Source organism: Streptomyces sp. NPDC058650 (assembly GCF_042717315.1).
Taxonomy (GTDB): domain Bacteria; phylum Actinomycetota; class Actinomycetes; order Streptomycetales; family Streptomycetaceae; genus Streptomyces.
In genome coordinates, this window is record NZ_JBHXRL010000001.1 from 601,278 (window position 1) to 616,571 (window position 15,294).

Consider the following 15,294-nt stretch of genomic DNA (forward strand, 5'->3'; position numbering starts at 1 on the left):
CCGTTCCGCGTTTCCGGGTCCGCGCGCCGGGGGTCTGCGGTCGCCTGTGTGCGGTCGCCGACACCTTGACAGAGGTCTTGAATCTGACGGACAGTCAGAAACCTCAGTCGTCCCACGGGAGGCCGTCGCCGTGCACCTCGCCCCGACCGACCGGCAGCTGCGGCTGCGCGCCGAACTCCGCGCGTACTTCCGCGAGGTGATGCCCGAAGGGCCGCCTCCCCCCGGCGACGCCGCCGCCCAGCGCCGGCTGCTCCGCCGGATCGGCGCCGACGGGCTGCTCGGCCTCGGCTGGCCCGAGGAGTACGGCGGGCAGGGCCGCGGCCCCGACGAGCAGTTCGTCTTCTTCGACGAGGCCTACCGGGCGGGCGCGCCGGTCTCCATGGTCACCCTCAACACCGTCGGACCCACCCTCATGAAGTACGGGACCGACGAGCAGAAGGCCTACTTCCTGCCCCGGATCCTGCGCGGCGAGACCGTCTTCGCCATCGGCTACAGCGAGCCCGAGGCCGGTACGGACCTCGCCTCCCTGCGGACCCGGGCGGTACGGGACGGGGAAGGCGACGGCGAGGACTGGCTGATCGACGGGCAGAAGATCTTCACGTCCAACGCCCAGAACGCCGACTGGATCTGGCTCGCCTGCCGCACCGACCCCGCCGCGCCGCCGCACCGGGGCATCTCCATCGTCCTCGTCCCCACCGACGCGCCCGGTTTCTCCTGGACCCCGATCGCGACCGTCGGCGGGCTGACGACGACCGCCACCTACTACGACGGGATACGGGTCCCCACCGGGAACCTCGTCGGGCCGGAGCACTGCGGCTGGGGACTGATCACCGAGCAGCTCAACCACGAGCGGGTCGCGCTCGCCGCGATCGGGATGCAGGCCGAGGACTTCTTCGCGGCGGCGCTCGACCGGGCACGTACCCCCGATCCGGTGACGGGCAGGCGCCGCATTGACGAGCCGTGGATACGGATTCGGGCCGCCGAAGCGCATGCCCGACTGGCGGCGACGCGCCTGCTCAACTGGCGTTTGGTGGGGGACGTGGGGGCCGGCCGACTGGCCCCGGGGGACGCGAGCGGCGTGAAGTTCGCGGGAACCGAATCGGCGGTCGAGGTGTATCGAATATGTCAGGAGATCGCGGGCGGGGCGGGGACGGTGCGAGCGGGATCGCCGGGGGAGTTCGACGGCGGCGAGCTGGAGCGCATGAACCGGGCCGCGCAGATCAACACCTTCGGGGGAGGGGTGAGCGAGGTGCAGCGCGAGATCGTCGCGAGGATGCGGCTCGGCATGAAGGGGAGGGGGCGGCGATGAGTGGTGCGGAGCGGGCGGCGGCGAGCGACGGGGAGCGCGCGGCGGACGCGCTGTACGAGCGGCTCCTCCCCTACGAGGGGCGGTCCGCCGTCACCGCCGGCGTCGGCAAGGACCCCGTCAACCTGCCCATGATCCGGCACTGGTGCGAGGCCATGGGCGATGCCCACCCGGCGTACGAAGGGCCCGGGGCGGTCGCGCCACCGACCATGCTCCAGGCGTGGACCATGGGAGGCCTCTCCGGGCACGGCGAGCGCTCCGGGGCGTACGACGAGCTGTCCGCGCTCCTCGACGCCGCCGGGTACACCTCGGTCGTCGCGACCGACTGCGAGCAGGAGTACCTCCGGCCCCTGCGGCCGGGGGACGCGATCACCTTCGACGCCGTCATCGAGTCCGTGTCGCCGCGCAAGACGACCAAGCTCGGGACCGGGCACTTCGTCACGACCCGGATGGACGTCCGGGCCGCCGGCGAGCTCGCCGGCACCCACCGCTTCCGGATCCTCAGGTACGCGCCCGCCGGGCGCCCTCCGAAGCCCGACCTGCGGGTCCCGGAGCCCGCCGCCGCGGCGCCCCGGCGGCCGCGCCCGGTCGTCAACCGGGACAACGCCGGATTCTGGGAGGGCGTGGCCGCGCACCGGCTGCTCATCCAGCGCTGCGGCGAGTGCGCGAGCCTGCGCCTCCCCTGGCTGCCGGGATGCGCCGAGTGCGGCTCGCCGGAGTGGGACACGGTCGAGGCGAGCGGCGAGGGGACCGTCTACTCGTACGTGGTGATGCACCACCCGCCCTTCCCGGCCTTCGACCCTCCCTACGCGGTCGGGCTGATCGAACTGGCCGAGGGCGTACGGATGATCAGCAACGTGGTGGGAGTGCCGTACGACAAGGTCCGGATCGGGATGCCGGTGCGGCTGGAGTTCCTGCGGGTCGACGAGGAGCTGGAGCTCCCCGTCTTCCGTGCGGGAGGGGAGGGCTGACATGGACTTCACCCCCACCGAGGAGCAGGAAGCCGCCCGGGACCTGGCCGCGCGGATCTTCGGCGACCTCGCCACCCACGAGCGGCTCGCGGCCGCCGGCACCGGCAGCGACGCCGAGCTGTGGAAGGCCCTCTGCGCGGCAGGCCTTCCCGGCGCCGTCGAGGAGACCGGGCTGCTCGGCCTCGTCCTCCTCCTGGAGGAGCAGGGCCGCACGACCGCGCAGGTACCGCTGGCCACCAGTGGTGTGTACGGGATCCTCGCCGTCGCCCGGCACGGCACCGAGGAGCAGCGCGCCCGGCTCCTGCCGGGCCTCCGCGACGGTACGACGGTGGTGACGGGGGCGTTCCCCGCCACCGGCGGCGTCGCGGCGCGCGAGGGGCGGCTCAGCGGGGCCGTCGCGTGGGTGCCGTGGCTCAGGGACGCGACCCACGTCCTCGTACCGGACGCGGAGCGCGGACTGTGGCTCGTCCGCACCGAGGACGCGACCCGGATGGAGACCGTCGAGCTCACCGCGCCCTGGTCCGCGGGGCGGCTCGTGCTCGACGGGGCGACGGGGGAGCGGCTGGGGACCGGCCCCGGCGCCTACGCGGACGTGCTGGCCGCCGCCCGGGTCGCCTTCGCCGGGCTCCAGGCGGGGGTGTGCGCGGGTTCCCTCGCCAGAGCCGTGGAGTACACCTCCGTACGCGAGCAGTTCGGGCGCCCCCTCTCCACCCACCAGGCGGTCCAGCTGCGCGCCGCGGACGCCCACATGGACACCGAGGCCATCCGGGTCACGGCCTACGAGGCGGCCTGGCGCCACGACGAGGGCCTGGACGCCACCGAGGCCGCCCTGACCGCCGCCTGGTGGGCGTCCGAGGCGGGCAAACGGGTCGTGCACACCGGGCAGCACCTCCACGGCGGCATGGGCGCCGACCTCGACCACCCCGTCCACCGGCACTTCCTGTGGGGCCGGCAGCTCGACGCCTACCTGGGCTGCGGCACCGAACTCCTCGCCGAACTCGGCGACCTGCTCGCCAAGGGAGACCTGTCATGAAGCCCGGGGACGAGCTGCCGCCGCTGACGATCCCGATCACCCGCACCCTGATCGTCGCCGGGGCCGTGGCCTCCCGCGACTACCAGGACGTCCACCACGACGCCGAACTGGCCCGGGAGAAGGGCTCCCCGGACATCTTCATGAACATCCTCACGACCAACGGACTCGTGGGCCGGTACATCACCGACCACTTCGGCCCCCACGCGGTCCTCCGCAGGGTCGCCATCCGGCTCGGCGCCCCCAACCACCCCGGGGACACGATGACCCTGACCGGGACGGTCACCGAGGTGGCCGGGGACACGGCCACGGTCCGGGTCGTCGGGGCCAACGACCTGGGACACCATGTCACCGGGACGGTCACCGTCACCGTGGAGGTGGCGCGATGAGCGTCCGTACCAGGGACAGCCTCGGCGGGCGGGCGGCCGTCGTCGGCATCGGGGCGACGGAGTTCTCCAAGGACTCGGGCCGCAGCGAACTCTCCCTCGCCACCGAGGCGGTACGGGCCGCCCTCGACGACGCCGGGCTGGCCCCCGGCGATGTCGACGGCCTGGTCACCTTCACCATGGACACCAACCCCGAGATCACCGTCGCCCAGGCCGCCGGCATCGGCGAACTGTCCTTCTTCTCCCGCGTGCACTACGGCGGCGGGGCCGCCTGCGCCACCGTCCAGCAGGCCGCGCTCGCCGTCGCGAGCGGCGTCGCCGAAGTCGTCGTCTGCTACCGGGCGTTCAACGAACGCTCCGGGCGCCGCTTCGGCTCCGGCGTCCAGCAGCGCGAGCCCTCCGCCGAGGGCGCCGCGCTCGGCTGGCAGCTGCCCTTCGGGCTCCTCACCCCGGCCTCCTGGGTCGCGATGGCCGCCCAGCGGTACCTCCACACCTACGGGCTGACCCCGGACGCCTTCGGGCACGTCGCCGTCACCGACCGGCGGCACGCGGCCCGCAACCCCGCCGCGTACTTCCACGGGAAGCCGATCACCCTCGCCGACCACGCCGCCTCGCGCTGGATCGTCGAGCCGCTGCGGCTCCTCGACTGCTGCCAGGAGACGGACGGCGGCCAGGCGATCGTCGTCACCTCCGTCGAGCGCGCCCGCGACCTGCCCCGGCCCCCTGCCGTGATCCTGGCAGCGGCGCAGGGCGCCGGACGGAAGCAGGAAGCCATGACCAGCTTCTACCGGGACGAGCTGACCGGGCTGCCGGAGATGGGCGTGGTCGCCCGGCAGCTCTGGCGGACCGCCGGCCTCACCCCGGACGACATCGACGTGGCCATCCTCTACGACCACTTCACCCCGTTCGTGCTGATGCAGTTGGAGGAGTTCGGCTTCTGCGGTCCGGGAGAGGCGGCGGACTTCGTCGCGGCCGACGCCCTCCCGCTGAACACCCACGGCGGTCAGCTCGGCGAGGCCTATCTGCACGGCATGAACGGCATCGCGGAAGCGGTACGGCAACTGCGCGGCACGTCCGTGAACCAGATACCCGGCGCGGCCCGGACCCTGGTCACGGCGGGCACGGGGGTTCCCACGTCCGGGTTGATCCTGGGCGCGGACGGCTGACACGACGGCCGCAGCGGTGGCCGGGCGGGGCGGGCGGCTCTTCACTCGCGGCATGAGCACAAACGCACCACCCCCGCCGCCCGCCCCGCTCACCCCCGTCCGTACGCCGCGCGCACGGTCCGCGCCGCCTCCCGGGGCGCGGGCCGTGGTCACCGCCCTCGTGGTGGCGGCGATGGCCGGCGCGGCACTCGTCACGGGCCCGCCCTCGACCGAGGCCCGGGCCTCGGCACCCGCCTCCGCCGCTCCTGTCCCCGCTGCTCCCGCCGTCGGTGCGCCCGTCCAGGCCGCACCCGCCTCTGCCGCGCCCGTCCCGGCCGCTCCCGCGTCTGGCGCACCCGCGGCCGGTGCTCCCGCTCCGGCCGCTCCCGTCTCTGCCACACCCGCGGCCGGTGTGCCCGCGGCCGCCGCGCCCGCGGCCGGTGCGTCCCTGTCCGCGCCGCGCTTCGCGGGCAAGGCCTTCGACACCTGTGAGGCGCCGTCCCTCGCGGTGATGAAGGCTTGGCTCACGTCCCCGTACCGGGCCGTCGGGATCTACTTCGGGGGCCGGGGCCGGGGCTGTCCCACCCAGAAGGAGCTGAACCCCGCCTGGGTCGCCTCCGCCCACGCCATGGGCTGGCGGCTGCTGCCGCTCTTCGTCGGCTCCCAGGCGCCGTGCGTCCACTCCGCCGCGAAGCGGCCGTACGCCATCGGCGCGAACCCCTGGAGCCAGGGCGTCCGGGAGGCGGGCGAGGCGGCGCGGGCGGCGCGGGCCCTGGGGATCGGCACGAGCAGCCCGCTGTACCTGGACATCGAGTCCTACCGGGTGGAGGACACGCGCTGTGCGGCCACCACGCTGTCCTTCGTCCGCGCCTGGAACCGCGAGGTGCGGCGCCTCGGCTATGTGCCCGGCTACTACAGCAGCGTCGATACCGGGATCCGGCACATCGAGGGGGAGCGGAAGGCGGGCACGGAGGACCTGCCGTCCGTTCTGTGGTTCGCGCGCTGGCGGGGTGTCCCCGCGCTGTACGCGGAGGCGTCGCTGCACCCGGAGGCCTGGATGCCGCACGCCCGGATCCATCAGTACGCGGGCAACGTCGCCGAGTCGTACGGAGGGCGCCGGATGCTGATCGACCGCAACGCGGTGGACGCGCCCGTCGCCCGTGTCACGGCGACCGGCACCTGACCCCGCGGCACCACCCCGCGGCACCACGTCGCCCTCCCGCCCCGGCCCTTCCCCAACCCTTCCCCAACCCCTTCTCGACCCCGGTTCGACCCGGTATCGACCCTGACTCCGGTGGAGGGGCGACTCCACCCAGAGGAGGTCCGGGCGTCGCCGTTCCTCCAACCTGAGGCGGACCCCGGTTCGGGACCTGGGGCCGATCCGCCGGGCACGGTCCGCTTCTAGCGTGGAGTCATGACTCCGCCACCCTCTGGCCCCGTCTGCACCGGCGCCTCGAAGGCCGCCCTCGGCCACGTGCCGTACCCGTCGTTCTCCTCGTACGTACGGGCGCGTGGTCCCGTGTTGCTGCGTACGGCGCGCTCCCTGACCGCCAATCCCTGCGACGCCGAGGACCTCCTCCAGACCGCGCTCACGAAGACCTTCGTCGCCTGGGAGCGCATCGAGGACCACCGCGCCCTGGACGGCTACGTCCGCCGCGCGCTGCTGAACACGCGTACGTCGCAGTGGCGCAAGCGCAAGGTCGACGAGTTCGCCTGCGAGGAGCTGCCGGAGCCGACCGGCCTCCCGGAGCCCGACCCGGCCGACCGTCAGGTGCTGCACGACGCGATGTGGCGCGCGGTGATGAAGCTGCCGGAGCGCCAGCGCCAGATGGTGGTCCTGCGGTACTACGAGGACCTCAGCGAGGCCCAGACCGCCGAGGTGCTCGGGGTCTCGGTCGGCACGGTCAAGAGCGCGGTGTCCCGGGCTCTCGGCAAGCTCCGCGAGGACCCGGAGCTGACCCCCGTACGGTAGGAAAGTCAGAGGGAAGAGCAACTTCCGCCAGTGGTCACTGGCAATTTACGTACTCCCGGGTAGTGACATACCGCGCGGTACGTGCGCAGAATCTCCACACCCTTTCTGCCACGTAGCGCCCACCGGGAGGACGCCCCGTGTACAGCACCATGCAGGACGTACAGCTGACCGTGAGCCGCATCCTCAAGCACGGGATGACGATTCACGGGAAGTCCACGATCACCACCTGGACGGGCGAGCCCGAGCCGCAGCGCCGCACGTTCGCGGAGGCCGGTGCCCGCGCGCACCAGCTGGCCAACGCCCTGCGCGACGAACTCGGGGTGACCGGCGACCAGCGCGTCGCGACCCTGATGTGGAACAACTCCGAGCATGTCGAGGCGTACTTCGCGATCCCTTCCATGGGCGCGGTCCTCCACACCCTCAACCTCCGCCTTCCCCCCGAGCAGCTGGTGTGGATCGTCAACCACGCCGCCGACCGGGTCGTGCTCGTCAACGGCTCCCTGCTGCCGCTCCTCGTCCCGCTGCTCCCGCACCTTCCGACGGTCGAGCACGTGGTCGTCGCGGGCCCCGGGGACCGTTCCGGCCTTGAGGGCGTCGCGCCGCGCGTGCACGACTACGAGGAGCTGATCGCCGGCCGCCCGACCACGTACGACTGGCCCGAGCTCGACGAGCGCTCCGCCGCCGCCATGTGTTACACCTCCGGCACCACCGGCGACCCCAAGGGCGTCGTCTACTCCCACCGTTCGATCTACCTGCACTCCATGCAGGTGAACATGGCCGAGTCGATGGCCCTGACCGACAAGGACACGACCCTCGTCGTCGTTCCGCAGTTCCACGTCAACGCCTGGGGCCTCCCGCACGCCACCTTCATGACCGGCATCAACATGCTGATGCCGGACCGTTTCCTCCAGCCCGCCCCGCTCGCCGAGATGATCGAGCGCGAGCGGCCGAGCCACGCGGCGGCCGTCCCCACCATCTGGCAGGGCCTGCTCGCCGAGGTCACCGCGAACCCCCGCGACCTCTCCTCCATGGCCCAGGTCACCATCGGCGGCGCGGCCTGCCCGCCGTCGCTCATGGAGGCGTACGACCGGCTCGGTGTCCGCCTCTGCCACGCGTGGGGCATGACCGAGACCTCCCCGCTGGGCACGATGGCCCACCCGCCGGCCGGGCTGAGCGCCGAGGAGGAGTGGCCGTACCGCGTCACGCAGGGACGCTTCCCCGCCGGTGTCGAGGCGCGGCTCGTCGGCCCCGGCGGCGACCACCTGCCCTGGGACGGCGAGTCGGCGGGTGAGCTGGAGGTCCGCGGCACCTGGATCGCGGGCTCGTACTTCGGCGGTGCCGACGGCGAGGAGATCCGCCCGGCCGACAAGTTCAGCGAGGACGGCTGGCTCAAGACGGGCGACGTCGGCGTGATCAGCCCCGACGGCTACCTCACCCTCACCGACCGGGCGAAGGACGTCATCAAGTCCGGTGGCGAGTGGATATCGAGCGTCGATCTGGAGAACGCCCTCATGGCGCACCCGGAGGTCGCCGAGGCCGCCGTCGTCGCCGTGCCGGACGAGAAGTGGGGCGAGCGGCCGCTCGCGACGGTCGTCCTCAAGGAGGGCGCCACGGCGGACTACGAGACGCTGCGGTCCTTCCTCGCCGCCGAGGGCGGCATCGCCAAGTGGCAGCTGCCGGAGCGCTGGGCGATCGTGCCGGCGGTGCCGAAGACGAGCGTCGGCAAGTTCGACAAGAAGGTCATCCGCAAGCAGTACGCGGAGGGCGAGCTGGACGTGACCCAGCTCTGATGCGACCCGGTTCTGATGTGACCCACTTCTGATCGGACCCAGCTCTGGTGACGGCGACGGGGGCGGGAGGGGCTGAAGCCCTTCCCGCCCCCGCGCTCATGCCGCGTGCCTCATGCCGGGTGCCTCGCGCCTAGTTGGTGCCGATCTTCGCGAGCAGGTCGACGATCCGGGCCTGGACCTCGGTGCTGTTCGACCGCTCGGCGAGGAAGAGGACCGTCTCGCCGGAGGACAGCTTCGGCAGCTCGTCCTCGTCGAGGTCGGCCGACGTGTAGACGACGAGCGGCGTGCGGTTCAACTGCCCGTTCGCGCGAAGCCAGTCGATGATGCCGGCCCGTCGGCGGCGCACCTGCATCAGGTCCATCACGACGAGGTTCGGCCGGGTCTGCGTGGCCAGCGTGACCGCTTCGGTGTCCGTGGCCGCCCGGGCGACCTGCATCCCGCGCCGCTCCAGGGTGGCGGCGAGCGCCTCCGCGATGTCGTCGTGCTCCTCGATCAGCAGGACCCGGGACGGGTGCTGCTCGCTGTCGCGGGGCGCGAGCGCCTTGAGGAGTACGGCCGGATCGGCACCGTACGCGGCCTCCCGGGTCGCCTGCCCGAGCCCTGCCGCGAGCAGCACCGGCACCTCGGCGGCGACGGCGGCCTGGCGCAGCGACTGGAGCGCGGTACGGGTGATGGGCCCGGTCAGCGGGTCGACGAAGAGCGCGGCCGGGAAGGCGGCGATCTGGGCGTCGACCTCCTCGCGGGAGTGCACGATCACCGGGCGGTAGCCGCGGTCGCTGAGCGCCTGCTGGGTGGAGACGTCGGGCGCGGGCCAGACGAGCAGCCGGCGCGGGTTGTCGAGCGGCTCGGGGGGCAGCTCGTCGTCGACGGGCCGCGGCGCGGGACGGTTGGCGACCTCGACCGCGCCACCGGGGCCGTCGAGCGGCTCGGGACCTTCGGCGGAGCCCTCGGCGGGCGCCCCTATGGCGTAGGCGCGGCCCTCGGAAGAGGCCGGGGCGAGCCCGCGCGCGGCCTCGGGGGAGGACTGCGGGTGCGGCTTGGCCGCGTTCTCGGCGGCGGCGGCCGGTACGGGGAGCGCCGCGGGCGCCGGCGGGTCGATCTCCGGCGGGGTGGCGAGCTTGCGCCGCCGCCCGGAGCCGTTGGAGGCCGCGGGGGCCGCCGGGACGGCAGGGGCTACGGGGGCCACGGGGGCAGCCGGAGGGGCCACTGGCGTCACAGGGGCAGCTGGGGTCACAGGGCCAGCTGGGGTCACAGGGGCAGCCGCAGGGGTCGCGACGGCCGGAGCGGCGGGAGCAGCCGGGGTGGCGGAGGCGGCCGTCGGCGGGACGAAGGGAACGCCCTGCCCGAGGGTGCGCACGCTGAACGCCCGCCCCTGGGTCGAGTCCTTCGGCACCGTCGTCGGCGTCGTCACCGGCATGGGCAGCTCGGGCGGCAGCGGTACGGAGCCGGTGCCCGTCCCGGAGCCGGTACCGCTCTGCGGCGCGGGCAGCGGGGTCGCCGACGGCGGCACGGGCGCCGGCGGTGCCATGGCCCGGCGGCGACCGCTCGGCTCGGGCAGCGGCTGCGGCTGCTGCGCGAGGTGCGGATGGGGCTGCGGGGGCGTGTGGTCGGAGCCCGGGACACCGCGTACGGCCTCGTGCTGCCCCTCGTCGGAGACGGGCAGCGCGCCGGCGCCCTGAACCGGAACCGGCGCGGGCGCGAGCCCGGCCGACGGCAGGGAGGCGGATGTGGTCTCAGGGCGGTCCACGTCGGCCGGCGGGAGCGCGAACGGCGTCCGGGGGCCGGCCTCGGCCGCTGCGGCCCGCTCCTGCGCGGCGGCCAGCGCCCGCCGGCGGCGCCCGCTCGGCTGGCCGGCCGGTACGTCACCACCGGAGGCGACGGCGGGCAGGGCCAGGGCAGGACCGGGTGCGGCCGCGACCGCGTGCGCGTTCACGTGCTCGGCGACGGCGACACCCTGCGGAGGCACGGCGGCGCCCAGCGCGGCCCGCCCCTGCGCGCCCTCGGCGGCGGTCACCACGGACCCCTCGGCGGGACGGCCGCGGCGGCGCCCGGTGGGCTCGACGGCGGGCCCGGCCGACGGAAGGGAGGCGGGCACGGGAGCCGGGAGCGCGGCCACGGCGGAGCTGTCGGCGGCGGCGTTCTGCTGGGCGGGGATCAGCTCGGCGGGGCCGGACGACTCTCCCGTACGGGCACGACGGCGACCGCCCGACTCGGCGCCCGCAGGGGCGACCGGGCTCTCCAGGAAGGCGTCCGTGGAGGCGCGCCGGCCCCGGCGACGTCCGCCGCCGGAGGTCTCGCCCTCCGCGCCCGTGGCCTGTGCGGGAAGGGCCGGGACGTCCCGTACGCCGGAGCCCGGCGACTCAGGCGCGGGAGAAGCAGAGGGGACGGGGCCGGCCACGGCCGCGGGCGCAGGCGCGGGGACCGTGCCCCGCCCGGCCCCGAGCGGGACCTCCAGGACGTACGCGCCGCCGCTCGTCCCGGGCACCTCGTGGGTCTGCACGACACCGCCGTGCGCCGCCACGATCCCGCGCACGACCGGCCCGTGGACCGGGTCGCCGCCCGCGTACGGGCCGCGGACCTCGATGCGTACGACGTCTCCGCGCTGGGCTGCCGCGACGACGATCGTGGAGTCGGTCGGCCCGGCGCCCTGCGTGGCCGCCCGGTTCTTGCCGGTCGCGTCGACGCCGGCGACGTCCGCGACGAGGTGCGCGAGCGCGGTCGCGAGCCGGTCCGCGTCCACCTCGGCCTCGATCGGCGGCGCGTGTACGGCGAACTGCGCGCGGCCGGGCCCGATCAGCTCGACGGCCCCGTCGATGCCGGCCGTCACGACCCCGTCGAGGAGCGCGACCCGCCGGTCGAGCTCCTCCACGCCCGCGTCCAGGCGCTGGTAGCCCAGGACGTTGTCCACGAGCGCGGTCATCCGGGCGTAGCCGGCGGTCAGGTGGTGCAGCACCTGGTTGGCCTCGGGCCACAGCTGCCCGGCATCGTCGGCGGCGAGCGCGCCCAGCCGGCTGCGCAGCTCCTCCAGGGGACCGCGCAGCGACTCGGCGAGGACGGCGGTCAGCTGCTCGTGCCGGGCGGCCAGCGAGGCGTACCGCTCCTGCTGCGTCTCCCGCTCCACCGCGTGCCGTTCGGCGCGGTCGGCGAGTTCGGCGGCGTGCTGCTCCTCGAGCTGCTCGTACGGCCTGCGATCGGTGAAGGTCATCACCGCGCCGACGAGCTGGTCCCCGTCCCGTACCGGGGCGGTCGTCAGGTCGACCGGCACCCGGTGGCCCTTCTTCGCCCACAGCACCTGACCGCGGACCCGGTGCTTCCGCCCGGACTTGAGGGTGTCGGCGAGCGCCGACTCCTCGTACGGGAAGGGCTCGCCGTCGGCACGCGTGGCGAGGATCAGCGGGTGCAGCTCCTGGCCGCCGAGTTCACCGGCGCGGTAGCCGAGGATCTGCGCGGCGGCGGGGTTGACGAGGACGACCCGGCCGTCGGTGTCCGTGCCGACGACGCCCTCGGACGCGGCGCGCAGGATCATCTCGGTCTGGCGCTGCGAGCGGGCGAGTTCGGCCTCGGTGTCGAGGGTGCCGGTGAGGTCCCGGACGACGAGCATGAGCAGTTCGTCGCCGGTGTATCCGCTGTACGAGTCGTAGGCCTCGCGGCCGTCCTCCAGGCTGGCGCTGGTCACCTCGACGGGGAACTCGCCGCCGTCCGTGCGGCGCGCGATCATCCGGGTCGGCTTGGTGCGGCCGCGCTCGTCGGTGCCCTCGGGGCGGCGCATGGAGCCGGGGATGAGGCGCGAGTCGAAGCCGGGCAGCAGATCGAGCAGGCCACGGCCGACGAGCGCGGTGCCGGGCGTCTCGAACATGCCGAGGGCGATCGTGTTGGCGTTGACGACCGTGCCATTGCAGTTGACGAGCACGAGGCCGTCAGGGAGGGCGTCGAGTATGGCTGCGAGGCGAGCAGCGCCTCGGGATGGCCTGCTGCTCACGACGACGGTTCCTCCCTGACCCACTGCACGTGCTTGCCTGTCGGCAGGCGGGCCCCATCTTGCCCCTCGGGCCGCAGCCTGTCACGGAGGGAGTCTAAGGGAGCCGCCGCCCGCCGTTCATTGTCCGAGGGCCGGAAGGACCGGCTGGAGGTCGGTCCAGCGGTCGATCTCGCAGCCGTTGACGCGGGAGAAACGGGCGTCGATCTCGCGGCCCTGCCAGGTGCCGGTGACGTGCGCGACGGCGTCCCCGCCGTACACCTGGGTGCAGAACGCGTCCTGCGGAACGGCCTTGAACGGGTTCGTGCCCGCCTTCGCGTGCTCCTCCAGTCGCGCGCAGGCGTCCTCGGCGTCCGGGTGCGTCCCGCCCGCCGGGTCGTCGCAGGTCAGCTCGAACGTGCCGTCGGCGCCGGGACGGCCGCTCTCGGCGACCGTCACGGTCAGCGTGTCGGGCGGGGAGAGCAGAGGCAGCGGCGGCAGGGGGCCGAGTCCGGCGGTCCCGGCGGCGGCGGTGGCGAGGGTCGCGAGGAGGAGGCGGCGCAACATACGGATCTCCAGGAGCGGCGGGATACGGCGACGGATGCGGATGCGGGTACGGGGGGCGGGGTGCGAGTACGGGTACGGGGGTGCGGGTGCGGTCCACGGTGCCCGTGGTGTCCCGTGGTGCCCCACCCCTCTAACGCTCCGGGCGCCGGGGCGTTGCGCAAGCGGGGTGCGCCGGGTGGGCGGCACGGGGCGCGGCAGGGCTCGCGGGGCTTTGCCCTGGACCCCGGAGGCCTAGTACGGTGAGAATCGATTGGTGACAGCCGGTTCGCCTGTGTCATCATCTGCACGCACCACTCGCGTATGCGCGGGGTGCATGGAGGCGTCGCCTAGTCCGGTCTATGGCGCCGCACTGCTAATGCGGTTTGGGTCTTAAAGCCCATCGAGGGTTCAAATCCCTCCGCCTCCGCCCCTTACCGAAGCCCCGGCCCCACGGCCGGGGCTTCGGCCGTTCCCGGGGCCGGGGCTTCGGGCTTTCCCCGGCCGTGTGACCCCGGTCTCTTTCGGCGCGTTTCCGCCCCGAGTACCCCCGCAGCCGACCCCCGGCCACCGACTCCCCGAACCTCCCCCGAGCAGCGTTTTCGCAGGTCACAAGGGGTGGGGTGAATGGATTTCACATGACGGCGGCAGTCATGTAATGTTCTTCCTGTCGCCGCGAGCGGGTCGAAAGACCGGGGAGCGAAGACAGAAAACAAAACAAGCACTCGTAGCTTAACGGATAGAGCATCTGACTACGGATCAGAAGGTTGCAGGTTCGAATCCTGCCGAGTGCACACAGGTGAGAGGCCCCCGGAGAGATCCGGGGGCCTCTCAGCGTTAGGTCCGTACAGCAGCGAAGTACAGCAACCGCGTCAGCCGTCACCGCCCATGGCGTCGGCCAGCTTGCCGATCGCGGCGCGCACCTGTTCCTCGCTCGCCTCGGCGTACACCTCCATCGTCATCGCGATCTGAGAGTGCCGCAGGATCCGCTGTGCCACCTTCGGGTGGACCTTGAGCGCGACCAGGAGCGAGCTGCACGTGTGCCGGGTGTTCCGAAGCGGGATCACGCGCACACCGGCGCGGCGGGCCCGCAAGGCGAACATTCGAGTCAGGTTCCCCGGCTCGATCGGGGTGCCGTACTTCGTGGTGAAGACGAGCCCGTGGGCGTCCTGCCACAGTTCCCCGGCGGCTTTCCGGTCCCCGATCTGCTGAGCACGGCGCATCCGGAGCGCCTTCAGGCAGACGGCCGGCAGCGGCAGGAAGTCGTCCGACTCCTCCGTCTTGCTCTCGCGGTGGAGGACCCGCCGTCCGGCCCGCTGGATCTGGTGATCCACGTACAGCTCACCGGCATCGAAGTCGACGGACTTCCACGTCAGCCCGAGCACCTCACCTCACCCCGGCGGAGCCCGAGGCACAGCACGAGCATCCAGGCCGCGAAGAGATGATCGTCCCGAGCGACCCCGTCCGCGAGGAACTGACCTGCCTCAGCGACCGACCACGGCTTGATCCGGCGCCGGCGCGGCTTGGGGACCTTCACGAGGGAGGCGACGTTCTTCCCGATCTCCTCCTCGGTCACGGCGTGCGTGAGCGCGGCGCGCAGGGCATCCCGGGCACCCTGGACGACTCGGCGAGACGGGTACGCCTCGCAGCACTCCCCGGCAGCACAGCACTTCCGTCGGCCCGACTCCCGCTTGGCGTCCTTCCCCTGCGCGCAGCACTGGCAGATGGTCGCGAGCTTGGTCAGCCACTCCCGGACGTCCCGCACAGTCAGCTTGTCGAGCCGCTTCGTACCGAGGCGCGGGGCGATGTAAATCCGGACGTACCCCTCGTACGAGACGTAGGAGAGCGGGGCGAGGTTGGGCTTCACGATCGAGTCGAGCCAGTAGGCGAGGAACGCGGAGAGGGTGCGGTGCCGGGTGGCGACGGGCCCCTTCTTCGCCTCGGTGTGGAGCTTGAGCCACTTGTCGTGGACTTCCTCCCGGGTCTTGCCGTAGGCGTACTTCCGGGCCCGCTTGCCGTCCGGCTTGGTGACCGTACCTCCACATCGCTGACGTGCTGCGACAGCGCACCAACGGAACTTTGTGGATGGCCAGTTGAGGTCGCAGGCGGCCGAAAATCATCTTCCTCAATTCTTGCTCAGAAGAACGCTCTTTTCTCCCTCATCCCCCGTGAACACGGTTACGTTCCTTCCACGCG

At 73.2% G+C, this 15,294-nt stretch carries 10 protein-coding genes, 2 tRNA genes and 1 pseudogene; 10 read left to right on the forward strand and 3 right to left on the reverse strand.

The genetic code is table 11. The features are described 5' to 3' along the window. The first annotated feature begins 130 nt into the window (after positions 1-130). From ACFWWU_RS02930 to ACFWWU_RS02965, 8 genes are all read left to right on the forward strand, one after another. Positions 131-1,309: an acyl-CoA dehydrogenase family protein gene (locus ACFWWU_RS02930; protein WP_384138109.1), complete on the forward strand. Its 1,179-nt coding sequence runs from the start codon at positions 131-133 to the stop codon at positions 1,307-1,309. Beyond that, positions 1,306-2,277: a bifunctional MaoC family dehydratase N-terminal/OB-fold nucleic acid binding domain-containing protein gene (locus ACFWWU_RS02935; protein ID WP_384138111.1), complete on the forward strand. Its 972-nt coding sequence runs from the start codon at positions 1,306-1,308 to the stop codon at positions 2,275-2,277. Before ACFWWU_RS02930 ends, ACFWWU_RS02935 begins: the two co-directional genes overlap by 4 nt. Before the next feature lies 1 nt (position 2,278). Further along, a complete protein-coding gene (locus tag ACFWWU_RS02940; RefSeq protein WP_384138113.1) occupies positions 2,279-3,310 on the forward strand; it encodes an acyl-CoA dehydrogenase family protein in 1,032 nt (343 codons plus the stop codon). Beyond that, positions 3,307-3,696, forward strand: a complete 390-nt coding sequence (locus ACFWWU_RS02945) for a MaoC/PaaZ C-terminal domain-containing protein (protein WP_384138115.1) — start codon at positions 3,307-3,309, stop codon at positions 3,694-3,696. The genes ACFWWU_RS02940 and ACFWWU_RS02945 overlap by 4 nt, the downstream gene beginning before the upstream one ends. Continuing rightward, positions 3,693-4,859, forward strand: coding sequence for a lipid-transfer protein (locus tag ACFWWU_RS02950; RefSeq protein ID WP_384138117.1), 1,167 nt, complete (start codon positions 3,693-3,695; stop codon positions 4,857-4,859). The genes ACFWWU_RS02945 and ACFWWU_RS02950 overlap by 4 nt, the downstream gene beginning before the upstream one ends. Before the next feature lie 52 nt (positions 4,860-4,911). Next, positions 4,912-6,021: a DUF1906 domain-containing protein gene (locus ACFWWU_RS02955; RefSeq protein ID WP_384138119.1), complete on the forward strand. Its 1,110-nt coding sequence runs from the start codon at positions 4,912-4,914 to the stop codon at positions 6,019-6,021. Between the two features lie 231 nt (positions 6,022-6,252). Further along, on the forward strand, positions 6,253-6,810 hold the full coding sequence (locus ACFWWU_RS02960) for a SigE family RNA polymerase sigma factor (RefSeq protein WP_317597343.1): 558 nt from the start codon (positions 6,253-6,255) through the stop codon (positions 6,808-6,810). 137 nt (positions 6,811-6,947) lie between these two features. Then, positions 6,948-8,600, forward strand: coding sequence for a long-chain fatty acid--CoA ligase (locus tag ACFWWU_RS02965; RefSeq protein ID WP_317597345.1), 1,653 nt, complete (start codon positions 6,948-6,950; stop codon positions 8,598-8,600). Between the two features lie 130 nt (positions 8,601-8,730). Here ACFWWU_RS02965 and ACFWWU_RS02970 read toward each other — a convergent pair whose 3' ends face one another. Together ACFWWU_RS02970 and ACFWWU_RS02975 are read right to left on the reverse strand one after the other, a co-directional pair. After that, positions 8,731-12,579 carry a PAS domain-containing protein gene (locus ACFWWU_RS02970; protein WP_384138122.1) on the reverse strand — a complete coding sequence of 1,283 codons (3,849 nt, stop codon included), beginning with the start codon at positions 12,577-12,579 and terminating at the stop codon, positions 8,731-8,733. A 117-nt stretch (positions 12,580-12,696) separates the two neighbouring features. Then, positions 12,697-13,122, reverse strand: coding sequence for an SSI family serine proteinase inhibitor (locus tag ACFWWU_RS02975; RefSeq protein WP_384138124.1), 426 nt, complete (start codon positions 13,120-13,122; stop codon positions 12,697-12,699). Between the two features lie 315 nt (positions 13,123-13,437). On the opposite strand from ACFWWU_RS02975, the gene ACFWWU_RS02980 reads away from it, so the two are divergent. After that, positions 13,438-13,528, forward strand: a tRNA-Ser gene (locus ACFWWU_RS02980). Between the two features lie 291 nt (positions 13,529-13,819). After that, positions 13,820-13,892, forward strand: a tRNA-Arg gene (locus tag ACFWWU_RS02985). 78 nt (positions 13,893-13,970) lie between these two features. On the opposite strand, the pseudogene xerC reads toward ACFWWU_RS02985, so the two are convergent. Beyond that, positions 13,971-15,130: pseudogene (gene xerC / locus ACFWWU_RS02990) on the reverse strand (tyrosine recombinase XerC); the annotation flags it as partial. Between the last annotated feature and the right edge of the window lie 164 nt (positions 15,131-15,294).

Coding starts and splice junctions, on each gene's coding strand:
- ACFWWU_RS02975 (WP_384138124.1), bottom strand. CDS start 13,122: ATGTTGCGCCGCCTCCTCCTCGCGACCCTCGCCACCGCCGCCGCCGGG.
- ACFWWU_RS02945 (WP_384138115.1), top strand. CDS start 3,307: ATGAAGCCCGGGGACGAGCTGCCGCCGCTGACGATCCCGATCACCCGC.
- ACFWWU_RS02950 (WP_384138117.1), top strand. CDS start 3,693: ATGAGCGTCCGTACCAGGGACAGCCTCGGCGGGCGGGCGGCCGTCGTC.
- ACFWWU_RS02935 (WP_384138111.1), top strand. CDS start 1,306: ATGAGTGGTGCGGAGCGGGCGGCGGCGAGCGACGGGGAGCGCGCGGCG.
- ACFWWU_RS02940 (WP_384138113.1), top strand. CDS start 2,279: ATGGACTTCACCCCCACCGAGGAGCAGGAAGCCGCCCGGGACCTGGCC.
- ACFWWU_RS02955 (WP_384138119.1), top strand. CDS start 4,912: ATGAGCACAAACGCACCACCCCCGCCGCCCGCCCCGCTCACCCCCGTC.
- ACFWWU_RS02960 (WP_317597343.1), top strand. CDS start 6,253: ATGACTCCGCCACCCTCTGGCCCCGTCTGCACCGGCGCCTCGAAGGCC.